Genomic DNA, 20309 nt, shown 5'->3' on the forward strand with positions numbered 1-20309 from the left:
CCTGCCGACCCTATGTCTCTTCCGCCCCGCCCGGGGTCGCACCCGTGTCCCCGCATGGGCGGCACGGGCGGCGGGGGAGGGGCCGGGGCCCGGTCACCGCCGGCGCGGCCCCGGCCCCTCCGCGAGCGGCGATGCGTCCGCGTGGGCGGAACGGCCGGGGCGTAGGGTGCGCTCTATGAGTGGTGCGAACGACCCCTTCCCCGTGTCCTCCCAGGCCCCGGCCTCCCGGCCGCCGACCCCCTCCGCGATGCGCCGGGCCCTGGCGAGGGCCCGGGACGGCAAGACGCTCGACGTCGCCGAGGCGGAGGTCCTCCTGCACGCGAGGGGGGAGGACCTGGAGACCCTGCTCGAACACGCCGGCAGGGTGCGCGACGCCGGACTGGAGGCCGCGGGCCGCCCCGGCGTCATCACCTACAGCCGCAAGGTGTTCGTCCCCCTGACCCGCCTGTGCCGCGACCGCTGCCACTACTGCACGTTCGCGACGGTCCCCGGCCGCCTGGACTCGCCCTTCATGTCGCCCGACGAGGTCCTGGAGATCGCCCGCAAGGGCGCCGAGGCGGGCTGCAAGGAGGTGCTCATCACCCTCGGGGACCGGCCCGAGGACCGGTGGAAGCAGGCCGCCGAGTGGCTCGACGCGCACGGCTACGACGACACCCTGTCCTACGTGCGGGCCGTGGCGATCATGGTCCTGGAGGAGACAGGGCTCCTCCCCCACCTCAACCCGGGCGTCATGACCTGGTCGGACTTCCAGAGGCTCAAGCCGGTCTCCCCGTCGATGGGGATGATGCTGGAGACCACCTCCACCCGGCTCTTCACCGAGAAGGGCCAGGCGCACTACGGCAGTCCCGACAAGGACCCCGCGGTGCGGCTGCGGGCGCTGGAGGACGCGGGCCGTTCCAGCGTCCCCTTCACCACCGGCATCCTCCTGGGCATCGGCGAGACGGTCGCCGACCGCGCCGAGTCCGTCTTCGCGATACGCGGGGTCTCCCGCCGCCACGGCGGTGTCCAGGAGGTCATCGTGCAGAACTTCCGCGCCAAGCCCGGCACCGCGATGATGCACCGGCCCGACGCCGAACGCGAGGAGATGGCCGCCACGATCGCGGTCACCCGCCTGGTCATGGGCCCCAAGGCGCACATCCAGGCGCCCCCGAACCTCATCGGGGCGGAGTCGGGCGGCGTGGACGAGTACGCGCTGATGCTGCGCGCGGGCATCGACGACTGGGGCGGCGTCTCGCCGCTCACCGCCGACCACGTCAACCCCGAGCGCCCCTGGCCCCAGATCGACGACCTGGCCGCGCGCACCGCCGGCCAGGGGTTCACGCTCCGCGAGCGGCTCACCGTCTACCCCGAGTACATCCGCGCGGGTGAGCCGTGGCTCGACCCCCGCCTGGCCGGGCACGTCGCCGCGCTCGCCGACCCGGAGACCGGCCTGGCCCGCGAGGACGCGGTCATCGAGGGGCGGCCCTGGCAGGAGCGCGAGGCCGTCCTGGTCTCCTCCGGCCGCACCGACCTGCACACGGGCATCGACACCGAGGGGCGCACCGGCGACCGCCGGAGCGACTTCGACTCCGTCTACGGCGACTGGGACGAACTGCGCTCCGGAGTGGACCGGGAAGGCGCGGTGCCCCGCAGGTTCGACCCGGACATCGCCGCGGCGCTGCGCAGCGCGGAGGCCGACCCCGCCGGGTTGGACGACGACGAGGCGCTCGCCCTGCTGCACGCGGACGGCCCCGAGCTCGAAGCCCTCGCGGACCTGGCCGACCGCGTACGGCGCGACGTCGTCGGTGACGACGTCACGTACGTCGTGACCAGGAACATCAACTTCACCAACGTCTGCTACACCGGCTGCCGGTTCTGCGCGTTCGCGCAGCGCCGCACCGACGCCGACGCGTACACGCTCTCGCTCGACCAGGTGGCCGACCGGGCCGAGGAGGCCTGGAAGGCCGGGGCGACCGAGGTGTGCATGCAGGGCGGCATCCACCCGGACCTGCCCGGCACCGCCTACTTCGACATCGCGTCGGCCGTGCGCGAGCGCGTCCCGGACATGCACGTCCACGCGTTCAGCCCGATGGAGGTGGTCAACGGGGCCGCCCGCACCGACCTGCCGGTGCGCGAGTGGCTGACCCGGGCCCGCGAGGCGGGGCTGGGGTCCCTCCCCGGCACGGCCGCGGAGATCCTCGACGACGAGGTCCGCTGGATCCTCACCAAGGGCAAGCTGCCCGCGAGCGAGTGGATCGACGTGATCACGACCGCGCACGACCTGGGCATCCCGACCACGTCGACGATGATGTACGGCCACGTGGACTCGCCGAGGCACTGGGTGGCGCACATCAAGCTGCTGCGCTCCCTCCAGGAGCGGTCGGTGGAGCGCAACGGGCGCCGCGGGTTCACCGAGTTCGTGCCGCTGCCGTTCGTGCACACCAATTCGCCCATCTACCTGGCCGGGCTGGCCCGCACGGGGCCGACCGTCAGGGAGAACCGCGCGGTGCACGCCCTGGCCCGCCTGCTGCTGCACGGCCACATCGACAACATCCAGTGCTCGTGGGTGAAGCTGGAGGAGGACACCTGCCGCCAACTGCTGGCGGGCGGCGTGAACGACGTGGGCGGCACCCTGATGGAGGAGACCATCAGCCGCATGGCCGGCTCGGGGCAGGGGTCGTACAAGACGATCACCGACATCCGCTCCATGGTCGAGCCGACCGGTCGGCCGGTCCGGCAGCGCACCACCCTCTACGGGGAGGTGCCGCAGGAGCGGCAGCGCGTCGCGGAGGCCAGCGACGGCGTGGCGCCGAGCGTCCTGCGCCCGTCCCTCCCCCTGGTCTGAGGGGTCCGCCGGCGGGCGCGCCCGGGGCCGGGGGAGCACGAAGGGGCGGAACGCCGGGTGACGGCGCTCCGCCCCTTCTCCTGGGAGGCGGACCCCCACAGGGATGGGAGTGGTGGGAGGGGGTCCGCGGGAACCGCGCGCAGCGGGAGGGGAGGGGGCTCCGCGCGGCTATGGCCCTAGCAGGCGCCGACGTCGGTCCAGACGCCCCACTCGCCGGTCGTGCCCGGCTCCTCGCCCCGGGTCCACCAGCGGGCCTGGTACTCGCGGCCGCCGTGGGCCACGCGGTCGCCCTGGGTGTAGGTGGAGCCGGACGACCAGGCGGAGGCGGTGCACTCGCCGGGCTGCTGGGTGGGCTGCTCCGTCGGCTGCTCGGTGGGCTGCTCCGTCGGCTGTCCGCCGCCCGGGTTGCCCAGGCGGGCGGAGACGGTGTTCGCGAAGGCGTAACCGCTGGTGGCGTCCCAGTTGATCGACCAGGTCATCACGCCGCCGATGGGACCGTACGGCGTCTGGGGGGAGAACGAGCCGCAGTTGGCGCCGGTCTCCAGGCAGTCGAGTGCGCGCACCACCTGGCTCGGCGCCATGTAGCCGCCGCCGGCCGCGGACCGCACCGCGGGCAGGCCCAGGCCGACCTGGTCGGGGCGCAGTCCCATCTCCAGCTGGATGCAGGCGAGCGCCGCGACGAAGTCCGGGGTGCCCTGGCTGTACACCTGGCCGTCGCAGCCGAGCATCGACCCGGAGTTGTAGTACTGCATGTTCACGATGGTGAGGATGTCGGCGATGTCCGTCGCGAGCTTGTAGTACTCGCGGTCGGGGCTCTGGAAGTCGATGGTCTGCGGGGCCATGGTGACGATCAGGCCCGGACCGACCCGGGAGCCGAGGTCGTGCAGGGCGTCGGACATGTGCTGGGCGTTGATGCCGTGCTCCAGGTCGATGTCGACCCCGTCGAACCCGTAGTCCTGCATCAGCTGGTGGGCGGTGTCGGCGAAGTTCCGCGCCTGGGTCGGGTTGGTGACGTTCACGTGGCCGAGCTCGCCGCCCACGGAGATGATGACCTTGCGCCCCTGGGCCTGGACGGCCGCGATGTCGCTCCGGAACTGCGCGTCGGTGTAGCCGCCCAGTTCGCTGCTCGCGAGGTTGAAGGTGATGCCGCCGTCGAGGGTGGCGTGGTTGTCGGCGAAGGCGACGGCCACCATGTTGTACTCGGCGGGGATCTCCGTCAGCGGCATCACCCCGGAGCCGTTCTCGAAGTTGTGCCAGTAACCGGTGAGCCACTGCCCGGTCTGCTGGGTCTGGACGGTTTCGCCGTCGGCCACGGTCTCCGCCTCGGTGGGAGAGGGGGCGATCTGGGTGAAGCCCGCCACGAGTGCGGCCGCCAGAACCGCGAAGGTACCGGCGAGAGCGGCTTTGCGTCCCTTGGACCGGCTGTGGCGATGAGTCCTGAGCATGGGGGTGCTCCTTTCGTCGAGCGGGGGAGACGAAGGGGGCTCCCGGGGGAGCCGCTTAATTGTTAGGAAACTTTAAAGTTGGCTTCCGGTTCCGTCAATGAAAATGGTAAGGAAAGTTTGCAGTTTTCTTTGGGATCGCGTACCACTTTCTTCGGGGCCGTGTACCGCGCGACGGCCCGGGGCGTCGCCGTCCGGGCGTCCGCGCGGCGGCCCCGCCGGCCCCGCGGCACTCCGGGCGCGGCCCCGCTCAAGCGCCGTACGGACCGGTCCCCGTGTCCCGGATGTCCAGATCGCGGCTCATCGCCCGGAACACCTCGTGGTCGATGTCGCCCTCCCGGTACATCGACATCAGCATGTCCCGCCGCGCCTGCGTGATCTGGGCGTGCACCGCCTTGCCGCTGTCCACCCGCTGCCGGGCCCGGCCGTCCCCCGCGTCGAGCAGCCCCCGCACCTGGCTCACCCGGCGGACGTACACGCCGCGCAGGGAGTCGGCGGTCCTCTCGTCCAGCTCCCCCTCGCGGAGGAGCTCGTCCACCTTGCCCAGAGCCGCACAGCTCATCTGCTCGTCCGCCCGCAGGAACTCCCGCTGCCGGGCGCCCTCCTCGGCGAGGCCCAGCCGCCGCAGCACCAGCGGCAGCGTCATCCCCTGACCCACCAGTGTCCCCAGCACCACCGCGCCCGCCACGAACACCAGCGCGCCCCGGTCGGTGAAGGGCTCCCCGCCCAGCGTGGCGGGCAGGGACAGGGCGATCGCCAGCGACACCGCCCCGCGCATCCCGCTCCACCCGATGACGATCCGCTCCCGGAAGGACGAGACCTCCAGGTTGAGGAACCGCACCACCCGCTGCACCGGGATGACGGCCAGCATCAGCGCCATGCGCAGGACGACCGCCGCGGCCGTCGTCGCCAGGGCGACCCCGAGCAGCCCCAGGAGGGCGAAGTGGTCCCGCACGGCCGCCGCCACCGCGTCCAGCTGGAGCCCCAGCACCACGAACAGCATCGACTCCAGCAGGCTCACCAGCGTCGACCAGATCGTCTGCCCGTTCACCCGCACCCTCGGCGGCAGCAGGCCCTCGCCCCGCGTGCCCAGGTAGAACCCGGCGACCACCGCCGCCAGAACGCCGGAGAACCCGGCCATCTCCGCCGGGATGTACGCGACGAACGGCGTGACCAGCACCACCATCAGCTGGAGGGACGGGTCCCGCATGCGCGTACGCGACCACGCGACCGCCGCGGCCACCACGGCCCCGTAGAGGAGGCCGCTCACCACGACCTTCACCAGCTCCACCACGCCCTCCTGCGGCGTGAGCGGACGCGCCATCGCGGTGACGGCCAGGCTGAACAGGGTCAGCGCCACCCCGTCGTTGATCAGGGACTCGCCCTCCAGGATCGTCAGCACCCTGCGCGGGGTGCCCACCCGCTTGAGGATGGCCGACGCGGCCACGGCGTCCGTCGGCGCGATCGCCGCGCCCAGGGCGATCGCGGCGGGCCACCCCACCGAGGGCAGCAGCAGGTGGAGGACCGCGGCCAGGCCGAACGCGGTGGCCAGGGTCACCCCCACCGCCATCACGGCGATGGGCCGCATCAGGTCGCGCATGTCGCGGGGCGAGGAGAAGAACGCCGCGTTGTAGATCAGCGGCGGCAGGAACACGAGGAGGATGACCTCGGGGGAGACCGACAGCGAGTGCATCCACGGCACGACCCCCAGGGCCATGCCGAGCAGCACCAGCACGACCGCGCCCGGCACCCGGAGCCGTCCCGCGACCAGTCGGCCGCAGATCACCGCGACCACGATCACCAGCGTGGCGACCACGTACTCCTCGACGTCCATCCCGCGCCCCCCGCTCGACTCCCGGCCGGACCAGGATCGCGCCGTCGGTCCCCCGGCGCCTCCGGACGCGCCGGGGGACCGACGGGAGGGGCCGGACCCGGGCCCGCGCCGTCCGCCGCGGGCGGGCCCCGGAAAGGACGGACGCCGGCCCCGCGGTGCGGGAGCCGGCGTCCTGGAGCGGTGGACACGGGTCCCGCCCGGGGGCGCCGCGCCCGCTACCGCACCGTGACGAAGTCCTCCGGGTCGCGCGGCGGGCGGTCCCGCGGGGGCTCGGACGCGTGCCCCACGGCCACCGACCCCATCGGCTGCCAGTCCCGGGGCACGTCCAGCACCTCGCGCACCACGTCCGCGCAGAACATGGTCGAGGAGATCCAGGCCGAGCCCAGCCCCTCCATGGCCAGCCCCACCAGCAGGCTCTGCACCCCGGCGCCCATCGCCACCTGGAACATCGACCGCTCGGCGTCCGCCCGGCGCGCGTCGGGGTAGGGGTGCGCGCCGTCGGCCACCAGGAAGGGCACCACCAGGTACGGCGCACCGCGCAGCACGTCGCCGCGCCGCGTCCGCCGGGCGATCTGCTCCTCGGTGAAACCGTCGCCGCGCAGGTCGGCCACCCACGCCTGCAGCATGGCGTCGAGCAGCTTCTTCCTCGTCTGCGCCGACTCCACCAGCACGAACCGCCACGGGGTCGTGTGGTGGGGCGCGGGGGCCGTCACCGCCGTGGCCACCGCGCGCCGCACGGCGGCGGGGTCCACGGGCTCGTCGGTGAACGAGCGCACCGTCCGCCGGGCCGGGACCACGTCCCGCGACCCGTACCGGAAGAGGTCGTCGTCGGCGGCGCGGACCAGCGCGGCCGCACCCGGCCCGTCCTCCTCGGTGACCAGCGCGCCCAGGCCGGTGACGACCGCGACCGGGACACCGCTCGTCTTGCCCTTGACCAGTTCGCCCGCCGCGGCGATCTCGTCGGCGACCGCGTTGACGGTCGCCTCCATCAGGTTGCCGTGGGTGTCCTCGGTGCCGCGCAGGTCCTGGACGGCCGGGAGCCCGGCCGCGCCGATGGCGACGTCGGTCTGGCCGACCCGCCACGGGCGCCCGAAGGTGTCGGAGACGATCACGCCCACGTTCACACCCCGGCGCGCGCGCAGACCGGCGCGGATCGCCCGGGCGGAGGCGTCGGAGTCCTCGGGCAGCAGAAGGACGGTGCCGGGCTCGACGTTGGAGGCGTCCACCCCGGCCGCGGCCATGACCAGGCCCTGCCGCGTCTGCACGATCCGGGTGCGGCCCGCGCGGGCGACCACCCGAACGGTCTCGGCGTCCACGGCCTCGTCCCGGCCCATCCGCCGGGAGCGCCCCTCGGCCTTGCTGACCACCTTGGAGGTGACCACGACGATGTCGCCGTCGGCCAGGGGGGTCCCGGAGGCCTCCGCCGCCTCGGCGACCAGGGCGGCCAGGTCGTCGCCCTCGCGCACCTCGGGGATGCCGCCGAGGCCGCGTACCCGCAGTTCGGCGCTCAACCCCCGGTCCCCCCGTCCGCGGCGCCGCGCCCCGCCAGCTCCACGGCCAGGTCGACCGCGGCCCGGGCGATGGCCTCGGTGGCGGCGGGATCGCTCATGTACAGGGGGCGCGAGCGCACCTCCACGCCCTCGACCACGGTGCCGGCGTCGGCGTCGTCCACCAGCCAGCCGTCCAGGAGGTCGGGGCCCAGGTGCTCGGCGACCGCGCCCGCGCCGGTCTCCACACCGATAGCGGTCAGGCAGGCGTCGGCCATGCCGCGCACCGGCGCCCCGCCGATGATGGGGGAGACGCCCACGACGGTCTTGCCGACCATGGCCTCGCGGATGCCGGGCACGTTGAGGATCGACCCGACGCTGACCACGGGGTTGGACGGGGGGATGATGACGGCGTCGGCCTCGGCGACGGCGGCCAGCACGCCGGGGGCGGGCCCGGCCGCGTCGGCGCCGACGCTGATGATCTGCTCGGCGGGCAGGGCGGCCCGGTGCCTGATCCACCACTCCTGGAAGTGGATCGCCCGGCGCCCGCCGCCGTCGTCGACGACCACGTGCGTCTCGACCTGGTCGTCGGTCATGGGGATCAGGCGTACGCCCGGCCGCCAGCGGTCGCAGAGCGCCTCGGTGATCGCGGAGAGGGGGTACCCGGCCGCGATCATCTGGGCGCGTACGATGTGGGTGGCGGTGTCCCGGTCGCCCAGGCCGAACCAGGTGGGCTTCATCCCGTAGGCGGCGAGCTCCTCCTTGACGGTGAAGGTCTCGTCGGCCCTGCCCCAGCCCTGTTCCTCGTCGATCCCCCCGCCGAGGGTGTACATCACGGTGTCCAGGTCCGGACAGATCCTCAGACCGAAGAGGGTGATGTCGTCACCGGTGTTCCCGATGACGGTGATGGTGTTGACCGTGGTCTGCTCGTCGGTGGCCGGTGCGCCGATTCCGAGCGCGGCCTTGAGGCCGCGGAGGAAACGCGCACCGCCGATACCGCCGGCCGGTACGACTATCCGCATGCGTCCAAGTCTGGCAGGCTGGGGGCGTGTATGGGTCGTCTGCCCCGCCGTGGGCTCGCGCCCCTCGTGTGACCGTTCCGGTACCGGGAGTCCGTGAACCCCGGGGCGAAGGTCGCCGTCTCACCCCTTCGGCCCGCTCCGGTGTCCCCCCGCACCTCCACCTGGACGCGGCCGATTCACCCGACAGTCCGACGATATGCCAAGCTTCCACCGACGCGACGGCGAAGAAGCAGCAGAGGGGAACCTCTCTTGAACAACGAAACACTAGAACGCCTGCGCCTTCCCGGGGCCTGGGTCCTGGTCGGCGCGGTGGGAGCGTCCATGCTCTCGGGCCTCATCCGACTGATCGCGGGCTCCGTCTTCCCGGGCACCTTCACCGGCGCGATGGGCGGGGCGAGCGGGTCGTTCTTCGGCCTCCACGTCCCGCTGCTGCTGGCCGCCGCGGCCGCACTCGTGCTGACGAGCGAGCGCACGCGCCAGGCGGCGTCGCCGATCGTGCTCATCGGCATGATCATGAGCGCGGTCGGCCTGCTGTTCGCCGCGGTCAACCTCATCACCGAGTTCGTCGGCGCGGCCGACGCCGGGAACATCGGCCTGGGCTTTGCGGGCTTCGTGTCCACGCTCGGCTCCGCCGCGGTGCTCGGCATCGTCGGCTTCGCCCTGCTCAAGGTCTTCGGGGACCCGACGCTGGTGCCCCGGCCCGCACCGCAGCAGCAGTACCAGTACCCGCCGCAGCAGTACCCGCCCGCGACCGGCGCGCAGCAGTCCTTCGCGCAGCCCGCGTACCCGGTGCAGGACGCGGGCTTCCCGGCCGCGGCCGACCCCGCGCAGACCGGGTCCGGGATCCAGCAGGGGTACGACGCCTCGCAGCAGTACGGTCAGCAGTACGCGGCCGACGCCGCCCAGCAGCAGTACGGGACGGGTGCTCAGCAGGGCTACGCCCAGTACGGCCAGCAGGCGGACGCCTCCGGGCAGCAGCAGGCCTACGACGCCTCGCAGCAGTACGGTCAGCAGTACGCGGCCGACGCCGCCCAGCAGCAGTACGGGACGGGCGCGCAGCAGGGCTACGCCCAGCAGGGGTACGACGCCTCGCAGCAGTACGGCCAGCAGGCGGACGCCTCCGGGCAGCAGCAGGCCTACGACGCCTCGCAGCAGTACGGTCAGCAGTACGCGGCCGACGCCGCCCAGCAGCAGTACGGGACGGGCGCGCAGCAGGGCTACGCCCAGCAGGGGTACGACGCCTCGCAGCAGTACGGCCAGCAGGCCGACGCCGCCGCCCAGCAGGCCGAGTACGGCCAGGCCTACGACCCGGCCCAGTACGCCCCGCAGAGCACCGAGCAGATGCCCGTCGTCGGCGAGCAGGCCGCCCAGGACGCCATCCAGTACGGCTGGTACCAGGGCGCCGACCAGGGCCGGCCCGCGCAGGACGCCCAGTCCGAGGGTAAAGTTGATCCATTCTTTAACTCGGGCGAGAACAACGGTACGGACGCGTCCGGACAGGGCGGCGGATCGTACGGAGGCCAGTACGGCTCCGGCGCCGGATACGGCTCTGACCAGCAAGGACAGGGCGGTACCGGTGGCCAGCAGGGCTGGTACGGCAGCGAGGACAAGCGCTGATCCCCGATCGGGGCTCCACGCACTCCACCGCCCTGGAAGGCCGTGAATTGCGTGGTAATCCACAGAACGGACATCTCCGAGTCGCCGTTGGCGGTTCGTTACATGATATTCAGTGGATTACCACGCAGGGCGCTTGACTCGAAGCAAGCGGCGCGCGTGTAATTTCAAGGTGGGATTCCACCCGGCCCGGGGGACGAAAATGGGTCGGGGACATCTATGGGGGGCAACAGGAGGTGCGCATGAGCGAGGTCATCCCGCTGGCGCACGGCTCGGACGAAGATCTGGGCTGGCAGGAACGTGCCCTGTGCGCGCAGACGGACCCGGAGGCGTTCTTCCCCGAGAAGGGCGGCTCGACACGGGAGGCCAAGAAGGTCTGCCAGTCGTGCGAGGTACGTGCGGAGTGCCTGGAATACGCGCTGGAGCACGATGAGCGCTTCGGTATCTGGGGGGGACTCTCCGAACGCGAGCGCCGTAGGCTGAAGAAAGCCGCCGGGGGAGATTTCGATTTCCTGGCGGACATGCTCTAGGGCACGCGTCCACGACGCGCGTCCGGGCCACGGGCCCGGGCGCGCGTCTTTCGTGTTCCCGGCCGTTCCGGGCGACCGGGTGACGATTGCCGCGCACACCCCCGGGTAGTGAATAAGCCGATATGGCGGTCCGGGGCGGGGCGAGACGAATAGACCCGTAATGGCGCCGGGTGGCGTATCGTGATGTCCCGCGCGCGCCAGCCGCCCCCGGCGCACCCACGCGCCCGCCGGCCCCACGGCCGGACCCACGCGGACCCGAACGGGGTCCTGCCCCCTTCTCCCGGAGAGATCCCACCACAGCCGTGCTCGACCCCGATTCCGACCGACACGTCGTCACCGCGGTCATCGTGTCCCACGACGGCGCCCGCTGGCTGCCCGAGACGCTGTCGGCCCTGCGCGCCCAGTCCCGCCCCGTCCAGCGTGTCGTGGCCGCCGACACCGGCAGCGCGGACGGCAGCGCCGACATCCTCGGTGAGCACCTGCCGTCCGGCGCGGTCGTCGACCTGCCCGCGCGCACCGGGTACGGCGACGCCGTCCGTGCCGCACTGGAGCTGCCCCGCGCGAGCACCGCCGTGCGCGGGGCCGACGAGGACGCCACGGAGTGGATCTGGCTCGTCCACGACGACCTCACCCCGGAGGAGGACACCCTCGCGCACCTGCTGGCCGCCGCCGACCGGGACCCGCGCGCCGCCGTCCTCGGGCCCAAGCTCCGCGACTGGTTCGACCGCCGCCTCCTCGTGGAGGTCGGCGTCACCATCGACGGGGCCGGCCGCCGCGAGACAGGCCTCGAACAGCGCGAGTTCGACCACGGGCAGCACGACGGCAACCGCCAGGTCCTCGCCGTCTCCAGCGCGGGCATGCTCATCCGCCGCGACGTGTGGGACCGGCTCGGGGGCTTCGACCCGGCGCTCCCCCTGTTCCGCGACGACATCGACTTCTGCTGGAGGGTGGGCGGGGCCGGACTGCGCGCCCTGCTCGTCACGGACGCGGTGGCCTACCACGCCGAGGCCTCCGCGCGCAGGCGCAGACCCATCACCGCCACACGCAACCACCCGCGCAGGGTGGACCGCCGCCACGCGGTCTTCGTCCTCCTGGCCAACCTGCCCTTCGGCGGCATGGTGGGCGCCCTGGTCCGCAACTCCGTGGCGTCGCTGCTGCGCGTCGTGACCTACCTGCTCATCAAGCAGCCCGCCAACGCGCTGGACGAGGCCGCGGCGATCACACTGGTGTACGTGCGGCCCCTCCAGCTCGCGCGGGCCCGCTTCCGGCGCCGCCGCGACCGCCGCCGCACCTACAGCGCCATCCGCCCGTTCCTCGCGCACGGGGTGGCGGTGCGCCAGTTCTACGACGTCGTCACCGGCCTGCTGTCCGGTGAGCCCGTCCGCAACACCCCCGGCCGCCACCAGGCCGTCACCGCGCCGCCCGCGGCCGAGGACGAGGACGAGGCCCCGACCGACAGCAACGGCTTCGTGCGCAGGGTCCTCCTCCGGCCGGGGGCGCTGCTGTTCCTCGGGCTCACCGCGGTCACGCTCGTCGCCGAGCGCTCCCTGCTGTTCGGCGACCTCCTCGCCGGAGGCGCGCTGCCCCCCGTCGCGGGCACCGCCGGCGACATGTGGGCCCTCTACCTGTCCGGCAGCCCCGACAGCGGACTGGGCTCCGACGGGCCCGTCCCGCCCTATGTCGGGCTCCTCGCCCTGCTGTCCACCGTCACCCTCGGCAAGCCGTGGCTGGCCGTCACCGTCGTCCTCCTGGGCTGTGTGCCCCTGGCGGGCGCGACCGCGTACGCCCTCGCCCGGCAGGTGCTGGGCTTCCGCCCGGCCCGCCTGTGGATGGCGGCCGCGTACGCCCTGCTGCCGGTCGCCACCGGCGCCGTCGCCCAGGGCCGGATCGGGACCGCACTGGTCCACGTCCTGATGCCCGTGCTCGGCCTGCTGCTGGTGCGGCTCGTCGCCATGCCCCCGCGGCCCTCGCGCCGGGCCGCGTGGGCCCTCGGCCTGGTCCTGGCGGCCGCGACCGCGTTCGTCCCCATGGTGTGGCTGCTGTCCCTGGTGACCGGGGTCCTCGTGGCCCTGGCCTTCGGGCACCTGGGCCGCCGCGTCTACGTCAGCATCGCGATCGGCCTCGGGCTCCCCGTCGTGGTCCTGCTCCCGTGGTCGCTCGAACTGTTCCTGCACCCCACCCTGTGGCTGCTGGAGGCCGGGCTGCACCGCCCCGAGCTGTCCGCCCCGGGCGCCGCCCCGCAGGAGCTCCTCCTGCTCTCCCCGGGCGGCCCCGGCACCCCTCCGTTCTGGGTGACGGCGGGGCTGGTCGTCGCCGCCCTGTGCTCACTGCTCCTGCTCCGCAACCGCGTCCTGGTCGCCGCCGGGTGGTCGCTGGCGCTCTTCGGCGTCCTCGTGGCCATCCTGACCGCCCGCGTCGTCATCGAGCCCTACTACGGGGGGCCGCCCGCCCCGGTCTGGCCCGGCGTCGCCCTCGCCTTCGCCGCGACGGCGGTCCTGCTGTCGGCGGCGACCGCCGCCCGCTCCTTCGGCGACATGGTGCGCCTGGGCGGCGCGCGCCGGGTCTTCGCCGTGGCCGTGGCGGTGCTCGCCCTGACCACCCCCGCCTCCGCGGCCGCCCTGTGGATGTGGAACGGGGTGGAGGGGCCGCTCACCGCCCGCGCGACCCCCGTCGTCCCCGGGACGCTGACCGGCGCCGACGGCGGCGGCACCGAGCCGCGCACCCTCGTGGTCACCCCGGACGGGGAGGGCGGGGTGGACTACGTCGTGGTGCGCGGGCGCGAGCCCCGCCTCGGAGAGGAGCGCATCGTCCCCCCGGCCGGGGCGCGCGCGGCCATGGACCGCGCCGTCGCCGGGCTCGCCGCGGGCCAGGGCAGCGACCAGGTCCACACCCTGGCCGACCACGGCGTCCAGTACGTGCTCTACCCGCGCCCGGAGGTGAGCGGCCCCGCCGACGCGACCATGGTCGACACCCTGGACGGCACCCCGGGGCTCGGCAGGCAGTCGCTGTCCCAGCACTACGCGCTCTGGGAGGTGGGAGTCCCCACCGGCACCCTGCGCGTCGTCTCCGAGGACGGCGCCGGCTCCGAGCCGCTCCGGGTGAGCGGCTCGGGGGACGAGCGGACCGCGGAGGTGCCCCAGGGCCGCACCGGGCGGCGCCTCGCCCTCGCCGAGGCCGCGGACCCCGGCTGGCACGCCACCCTCGACGGGGCCGAACTGCCCCCGGTCGCGACCGAGGGCGGGACCCAGGCGTGGGAGCTCCCGGTGGACGGCGGCGAGCTGCGCGTGTGGCACACCGACCCCGTCCACGTCGCCTGGCTGGCCACCCAGGGGATCCTGCTCCTGGCGGCCGCGGTCCTCGCCGCGCCGGGCGTGCGCACGGAGGAGGAGGTGCGCCTGATCGAGTCGACCCCGGCCCCGCGCCCGCGCCGGCCGGAGCGGCTGCGCGTGAACTCGCGCCGGAGGGGGCGCTCCCGGCGCGGAGGCCCCGTCCCGGGCCCGGGACGCCCCCCGACCGGGACGGAGGACGCCGACGGGCCGGAGGAGGGCGCGGCCGCGCCCGCGCCGGAGCCCGGCGCCGGACCGGGCACGGGCTCCGTGCCCGTCACCCCCGAGGGGGGACAACGCCGTGGGACGCGTGGCGCCCGCGGGGTCCGGAGGAAGGCCCCCGGCAGGCGCCGCGCGGGTGGCCGGCGCGGGGCCGACGACGGGGGCGCCGGAGCGTCCCGGACCGAGCGGGAGGAGTAGTCCGTGCGACTGATCGTGGAGAACCGTTTCGCGCTGTTCGGCCTGGTCGCGCTGGCCCTGGCCGCGCTGTTCGGCGTGGCCTTCGCCACCCGGCCCGTGACCGCCGAACTGGGGGTCACCGAGCCGGGCGCCGTGCGCCCCGACCACGCGGTGCGGGTCTGTCCGGCCCCGCACGAGGAGGGCGACAGCACCGTCGCCGCGTTCGCCCCCCGGGTGGGCCGCGACGACGAGGGAGAGCTGTGGGCGGAGTCCGTTCCGGCCGCCCCCGAGGAGGACGGGGACGCGGAGGACGGGAGCGGCTCCGGGGACGCGGAGGACGCCGCGGGACGCGACCTCCTCGGCGACGAGCTGACCGAGCCCGGCCGGGTGTGGAGCGCCGACGCCTCCGACGCCTCCGGCCCCACCGCGGTCCGGGCCGAGGGCTCCCTGGCCTCGGGCCTCGACGCCGCCCAGACCACCCTCTCCGGCGGCTCCGTCACCGAGGTGCGCTGCGTCGAGCCCTCCATCGGCACGTGGTTCGCCCTGCCCGGCGCCGGCGGGGGCGAGGCCGTGGAGGTCGACGCGATCACCGCCCTCCTGGCCAACCCCGAGGACTCCCGGGCGACGGTCAGCGTGGACGTCTACACCGAGGGCGGCCCCTCCTACTCCTCCGAGAGCCGGGGCATCTCCCTGTTGGCCGGGGAGTCGACCGAGCTCGACCTGACCGAGCTGGTCCGGAGCACGGGGGCCGTCGGCGTCCACGTCCGCACCAGCACGGGCCGGGTCGCCGCGTCCCTCCTCGCCGAGCACGCCTCCGGCGGGGCCGACTGGGTGCCGCCCACGGCGGCGCCCGCCGTGCACCACGTCGTGCCGGGGATCCTCGGCGGGGACGGGCGCCGCCACCTGGTCCTGGCCGCCCCGGGGGACGAGCCCGCCGAGGTGCGCGTCCACGCGGTCGCCCCGTCCGGGGACGGCGGGGAGGAGGACGCCTCCGGCGTCGGCGGCTCCGGGACGGCGGAGGACCCGCTGGTCGTCGCCGTGCCCCCGGCCGCAGCCGCCTGGGTGACCCTGGAGAGCGTCCTGGGGGGCGAGGCGGGGGCGGTCGTCGTGGAGTCGGACGTGCCCGTGGTCGCGGGCGTGGCCGCCGAGGCGATGGACGGCGACGACGTCGTCGAGACCGCCTACACGTCCGCCGTGCCGCCGCTCGGCCCGCCGCTGGACGCCACGGCCGTCCTGCCCGACGTCCCCGAGGGCACGGACACGGAGCTCGTCCTGAGCGCCGTGGAGGGCGACGCCTCGCTGATGGCCACGCCGGTCACCGCCGACGGCACCCAGGGGGACGCCGTGCGCGTCGCGGTCGCCGCGGGGACCACCGTCGTCTTCGGCGCGGAGGAGGACCCGTGGGAGGCCCCGCCGGGCGCCGACCCGGAGGACGGGTACGCGGTCCGCCTGGAACTCCTGGAGGGCTCCTCCCTCCACGTCGCCCGTGTGCTGCGCGACGGGGACGGCGTGAGCGTGCTGCCGGTACGCCCCGCCCCGGTCGAGATCCCGCTCCCGGTGGTGCGCGACAGCATGGTGGGGATCGTCCCCTAGGGCCTGTTTGGTAAGTCAGAGCCATTCGTTGATGGCAGCGATCCGGACGGTGGCCTCGTAGCGAAGGGCGAGCTTGTCGTAGCGCGTGGCCACCGCCCGGTTGCGTTTGAGCCGGTTGATCCCGCACTCCACCGCGTGCCGGGCCCGGTAGTCGACCTTGTCAAAGCCCGGCGGGCGCCCACCGGCCCGCCCCTTGCGCTCCCGGTTGCGCACCCGGTCCAAGGGTTCGGGAATCGTCGCTTTGACCTTGCGTCTGCGCAGGTAGGAGCGGATTCTCTTCGAGCTGTAGGCCTTATCGGCGCGCACCCGCACCGGGCGGGTGCGCGCCGGCCCCGACCGGCCCCGTCCCGCCACGCGCACGCGCTCCATGACCGGCTCGAACTGCGGGGCGTCTCCCCGCTGCCCCGCCGTGAGCACCACCGACATCGGCTTGTGGCCCTGCTCGCAGGCCAGGTGGATCTTGGTGGTCCACCCGCCGCGCGAGCGCCCCAGGGCGTGGTCGTCGGGCTCCACCGTTTCGTGATCTGAACCTTCCCCTTTTTCTGGGCCCCGGCGGCGTGCTGGTGGGCGCGCACGATGGTGGAGTCCACGTTGAGCTGCCAGGTGATCAGTCCCGCCGCATCGGCCACCGACTGCAGCGAGTCCAGGAGCCGGGCCCAGGTGCCGTCCAGGGACCAGCGGCGGAACAGGTCGTAGACGCTCTGCCAGGGCCCGTACCGTTCGGGCACGTCCCGCCAGGGCGCCCCGGCCCGCACACGCCAGCGGATGCCGTTGATCAGTTGGCGTTTGGACCGCGAGGGCGGGCGGCCCGTGGTCGGGGCGGGCAGCAGGGGGCACAGCAGCGCCCACTGGGCGTCGGTGAGGTCACCGCGCCCCGGTTTGGGTAGAGTCACAGCGAAGCCTTCGGTGGGCTCGGTCTTCTTGGTCGTTGACTCGTCTACCGAAGGCTTCGCTGCTGTGCGGGGTGACACGCCTGGCGTGACCGGATCGGTGCTTTGATCCCTGATCACACCAGTTACCAAACAGGCCCTAGACGGTATGCAGGGAGGGTTCGCTGAAAGGCCGGGACCTCGCTCACACGTTGCCGTGGGTTGCCGACCAGGTAGAACCTGGAAGGTAGTGCCTACATGTGTGGGAGGTCCCGGTGTCATTCGAGCCTACGACCGTCGGACTGGACGTGCACGCCCGCTCCACCACCGCCCACGCCGACGCCGAACCCGCCGGGCGCCGGCCTGCCGCATGGTCGAGGACGGATGGCCGCTTCGCCGCGGCCCCGTCCCCGTCGCGGGTCCGGCCGCCGGGACCGGCCGGGGCTCGCGGACCGCACGGACGCCGGCGGCGCCCCGCGGGCACGGGGCGTCAGCTCTCGGGGTCGACCGACTCCGGTTCGACGCCGAGCAGGTTGGCGACCTCCTCGACCACCGTCTCGTGGACCAGGAGGGCCATCTCCTCGGGATCCTTGGTCCGGATCTCCACCGGGCGCCGGTACACCACGATGCGGGACCGGCCCGAGGGGTCGGTCTCCAGGCGGGAGAAGGGGATCGCCTCGGAGAGGGGTCCGTGGCGCGGGATGGGCGGGACGTCCTCCACGAGGAAGTCGACATTGGCCAGCTCGCGCGCCCACAGACGTTCGAGGCGTTCGACGGCGTCCAGGACGAGATCGTCGAAAGCCTGCGCCCGGCTGCGGAACACCGGCAGGTCAGAGGGCACGAGAGGACCGCGGATGCCTCGGCCGCGGCGGTCCCGGCGCCGCATTCGGTCTGGTTGGCCACTGGAAAGGCGCACTCGTCGCACACTTCGAGACTAAGCCATCAGGGGCCCCGCGCGTAGTCCCCTCCGCAGCGAAGGTGGCCGACTCCCGGATCCCGGGCCTCCCGGCCCCTCCCGTGGACCGCCCGGGGCGGCGCGCGGGGCCGTGGATGGAGCGCGAACAGACCAGCTCGTGGAACGATGCTGGCGTGTCCCTCAGTAAAGGCATACAGTCGAACGCTGTGAGCCCTGTTCGCCGCTGCTCCCGTACCGCCTGCCGGCAGCCTGCCGTCTTCACGCTCACGTACGTCTACGCCGACTCGACGGCCGTCCTCGGTCCTCTCGCCGCCTACGTGGAACCGCACTGCTACGACCTCTGCGCCATGCACGCCGACCGCCTGACGGCGCCGCGCGGCTGGGAGGTCGTCCGACTCCCCGTCGAGACGGCGGGAGGCGGCCCCGGCAGCGACGACCTGGAGGCCCTCGCCGACGCCGTGCGTGAGGCGGCCCGCCCCCCTGCCCGGAGCACACCCCCCGACGAGGTCGGCGAGGGCGCCGAGACGCTGCGCAGAGGTCATCTGCGCGTGGTCAGGTCCGACCCCGGCCGGGGCGACCAGCAGCGGCCGGGCGGCCCCGCCGGCCGGCCGTACACGGGTCCGTCCGAACCCCGCTAGACACCGCGGTGCCGGTGGGGTCGCCGCGCCGCCGCTTGCTAGCTTGGTACCGCGCGGAAGGACACGCGCGGGAACGAACGTGGAGCAGGACCGACCGTCCGGAGAAGACGTGGCTGATCTCGGAAGCATCTTCAAGGCATACGATGTGCGCGGTGTGATCCCGGACACCCTGAACGCGGACATCGCGCGCGCGATCGGCGCGGCCTTCGCCCGTGTCGTCGGCGGTGAGGCCGTCGTCGTCGCGCACGACATGCGCCCCTCCTCGCCGGAACTGGCCGCCGCCTTCTCGGAAGGGGTCACCGGCCAGGGGCTCGACGTGGTGTTCACCGGGCTGGGCTCCACCGACCTGCTCTACTACGGTTCGGGCCACCTCGGCCTGCCCGGCGCCATGTTCACGGCCAGCCACAACCCCGCCGAGTACAACGGCATCAAGATGTGCCGGGCCGGGGCCGCGCCCATCAGCGCCGACACGGGCCTGGACGAGGTCCGGCGCCTGGCCGAGGAGGGCGTCCCCGCCCACGACGGGCCCTCCGGGAACGTCACCGAGCAGGACCTCCTCCCCGGCTACGCCGACTACCTCCGCGGCCTCGTGGACCTGTCGGGCATCCGCCCGCTGAAGGTCGTCGTGGACGCGGGCAACGGCATGGGCGGCCACACCGTCCCCGCCGTCCTCGAACAGGGCCTCCCGCTGGAGATCGTGCCCCTCTACTTCGAGCTGGACGGCACCTTCCCCAACCACCCCGCCAACCCCCTCGACCCGGCCAACCTGGTCGACCTCCAGGCCAAGGTGCGCGAGACGGGCGCCGACATCGGCCTGGCCTTCGACGGCGACGCCGACCGCTGCTTCGTCGTCGACGAGCGGGGCGACGCGGTGCCGCCCTCCGCCGTCACCGCGCTGGTAGCGGGCGAGGAGCTCGCGCGCGAGCCCGGGTCCACGATCATCCACAACCTGATCACCTCGCAGGCCGTCCCCGAGATCGTGCGCGAGCGGGGCGGCGTCCCCGTCCGCACCCGGGTCGGGCACTCCTTCATCAAGGCCACCATGGCCGAGACCGACGCGATCTTCGGCGGGGAGCACTCCGCCCACTACTACTTCCGCGACTTCTGGCGGGCCGACACCGGTATGCTCGCGGCGATGCACGTCCTGCGGGTCCTGGGGACGGACGACCGTCCGCTCTCCCGGATCACCGAGGAGTACTCCCGCTACGCCGGATCGGGCGAGGTCAACTCGAAGGTCGCCGACGCACCCGGGCGCCTGGCGGCCGTGCGCGCCGAGTTCGCAGGCAGGGACGGCGCCACCGTCGACGAGCTCGACGGACTGACCGTCTCCCTCCCCGGCGGATCGTGGTTCAACGTGCGCGCCTCCAACACCGAACCGCTGCTGCGGCTCAACGTCGAGGCCCCCGACGAGGCGTCCATGGCCGGGCTCCGCGACGAGGTGCTGGCCGTCATCCGCGCCTGAACAGGCATCATGGTGGGGAGGGGCCGGCCGCACCGCCGTCCGGCGCGGCGGCCGCCCCGCCCCCGCACACACACGAGGAACGAGGACCATGAGCACGAAGATCGACGACTGGCTGCTGGAGATCCTGGCCTGCCCCCAGAGCCAGGCCCCGCTGCGCCACGACCCCGAGACGGACGAGCTGGTCTGCGACGAGAGCGGTCTCGCCTACCCCATCCGGGACGGCATCCCGGTCCTGCTCGTCGACGAGGCGCGAAAAATCGGTTGAGGTCGGATGGAACGGCACGGCTGTTCCGGCAGTCATATCGTGTGCGGCAGGGGATGAGGTCCCTCCTGGGGGCATGACGGGACGCACC

14 protein-coding genes are annotated in these 20309 nt (G+C 73.8%); 8 read left to right on the forward strand and 6 right to left on the reverse strand.

Going from position 1 to position 20309, the window contains the following annotated elements; genetic code table 11:
• The first annotated feature begins 175 nt into the window (after positions 1–175).
• The gene (locus OUQ99_RS05220) at positions 176–2824 is read left to right on the forward strand and encodes a bifunctional FO biosynthesis protein CofGH (RefSeq protein ID WP_267948289.1); all 2649 of its coding nucleotides are present in this window, start codon (positions 176–178) and stop codon (positions 2822–2824) included.
• A gap of 176 nt (positions 2825–3000) precedes the next feature.
• On the opposite strand, the gene OUQ99_RS05225 is transcribed toward OUQ99_RS05220, so the two are convergent.
• From OUQ99_RS05225 to cofD, 4 genes are all read right to left on the reverse strand, one after another.
• Positions 3001–4269 carry a glycosyl hydrolase family 18 protein gene (locus OUQ99_RS05225; RefSeq protein WP_267948290.1) on the reverse strand — a complete coding sequence of 423 codons (1269 nt, stop codon included), beginning with the start codon at positions 4267–4269 and terminating at the stop codon, positions 3001–3003.
• A gap of 247 nt (positions 4270–4516) precedes the next feature.
• Positions 4517–6100 (reverse strand): Na+/H+ antiporter, encoded by a 1584-nt coding sequence (locus tag OUQ99_RS05230; protein WP_267948291.1) that lies wholly within the window; start codon positions 6098–6100, stop codon positions 4517–4519.
• Between the two features lie 215 nt (positions 6101–6315).
• On the reverse strand, positions 6316–7611 hold the full coding sequence (locus tag OUQ99_RS05235; protein ID WP_267948292.1) for a coenzyme F420-0:L-glutamate ligase: 1296 nt from the start codon (positions 7609–7611) through the stop codon (positions 6316–6318).
• Positions 7608–8609 carry a 2-phospho-L-lactate transferase gene (gene cofD, locus OUQ99_RS05240; protein WP_267948293.1) on the reverse strand — a complete coding sequence of 334 codons (1002 nt, stop codon included), beginning with the start codon at positions 8607–8609 and terminating at the stop codon, positions 7608–7610. The genes OUQ99_RS05235 and cofD overlap by 4 nt, the downstream gene beginning before the upstream one ends.
• A gap of 249 nt (positions 8610–8858) precedes the next feature.
• Between cofD and OUQ99_RS05245 the strand changes: the two genes are divergently transcribed.
• The 4 genes from OUQ99_RS05245 (at position 8859) to OUQ99_RS05260 (ending at position 16071) form a co-directional block, all read left to right on the forward strand.
• Positions 8859–10226 carry a hypothetical protein gene (locus OUQ99_RS05245; RefSeq protein WP_267948294.1) on the forward strand — a complete coding sequence of 456 codons (1368 nt, stop codon included), beginning with the start codon at positions 8859–8861 and terminating at the stop codon, positions 10224–10226.
• Between the two features lie 239 nt (positions 10227–10465).
• A complete protein-coding gene (locus tag OUQ99_RS05250) occupies positions 10466–10753 on the forward strand; it encodes a WhiB family transcriptional regulator (RefSeq protein WP_014908913.1) in 288 nt (95 codons plus the stop codon).
• A gap of 302 nt (positions 10754–11055) precedes the next feature.
• A complete protein-coding gene (locus tag OUQ99_RS05255) occupies positions 11056–14499 on the forward strand; it encodes a glycosyltransferase (protein WP_267948295.1) in 3444 nt (1147 codons plus the stop codon).
• A gap of 3 nt (positions 14500–14502) precedes the next feature.
• Entirely contained in the window at positions 14503–16071 is a 1569-nt protein-coding gene (locus OUQ99_RS05260) for a DUF5719 family protein (RefSeq protein ID WP_267948296.1), read from the forward strand.
• 15 nt (positions 16072–16086) lie between these two features.
• Here OUQ99_RS05260 and OUQ99_RS05265 read toward each other — a convergent pair.
• Both OUQ99_RS05265 and OUQ99_RS05270 read right to left on the reverse strand, forming a co-directional pair.
• A protein-coding gene (locus tag OUQ99_RS05265) for an IS5 family transposase (RefSeq protein WP_431061426.1) occupies positions 16087–16964 on the reverse strand; the annotation gives its coding sequence in 2 pieces (ribosomal slippage) (positions 16087–16583 and positions 16583–16964; 879 coding nt in all).
• Positions 16965–17430: 466 nt separating this feature from the next.
• Positions 17431–17826 (reverse strand): metallopeptidase family protein, encoded by a 396-nt coding sequence (locus OUQ99_RS05270; protein ID WP_267948297.1) that lies wholly within the window; start codon positions 17824–17826, stop codon positions 17431–17433.
• Positions 17827–18062: 236 nt separating this feature from the next.
• On the opposite strand from OUQ99_RS05270, the gene OUQ99_RS05275 reads away from it, so the two are divergent.
• The 3 genes from OUQ99_RS05275 to OUQ99_RS05285 all read left to right on the forward strand — a co-directional run bounded on the left by OUQ99_RS05275 (position 18063) and on the right by OUQ99_RS05285 (position 20221).
• Entirely contained in the window at positions 18063–18494 is a 432-nt protein-coding gene (locus OUQ99_RS05275) for a DUF3499 domain-containing protein (RefSeq protein ID WP_267948298.1), read from the forward strand.
• A 109-nt stretch (positions 18495–18603) separates the two neighbouring features.
• The gene (locus OUQ99_RS05280) at positions 18604–19956 is read left to right on the forward strand and encodes a phosphomannomutase/phosphoglucomutase (RefSeq protein WP_267948299.1); all 1353 of its coding nucleotides are present in this window, start codon (positions 18604–18606) and stop codon (positions 19954–19956) included.
• An 88-nt stretch (positions 19957–20044) separates the two neighbouring features.
• On the forward strand, positions 20045–20221 hold the full coding sequence (locus OUQ99_RS05285) for a Trm112 family protein (RefSeq protein ID WP_082376097.1): 177 nt from the start codon (positions 20045–20047) through the stop codon (positions 20219–20221).
• The last annotated feature ends 88 nt before the right edge of the window (positions 20222–20309 follow it).

Source organism: Streptomonospora nanhaiensis (assembly GCF_026642255.1).
GTDB lineage: Bacteria > Actinomycetota > Actinomycetes > Streptosporangiales > Streptosporangiaceae > Nocardiopsis > Nocardiopsis tropica.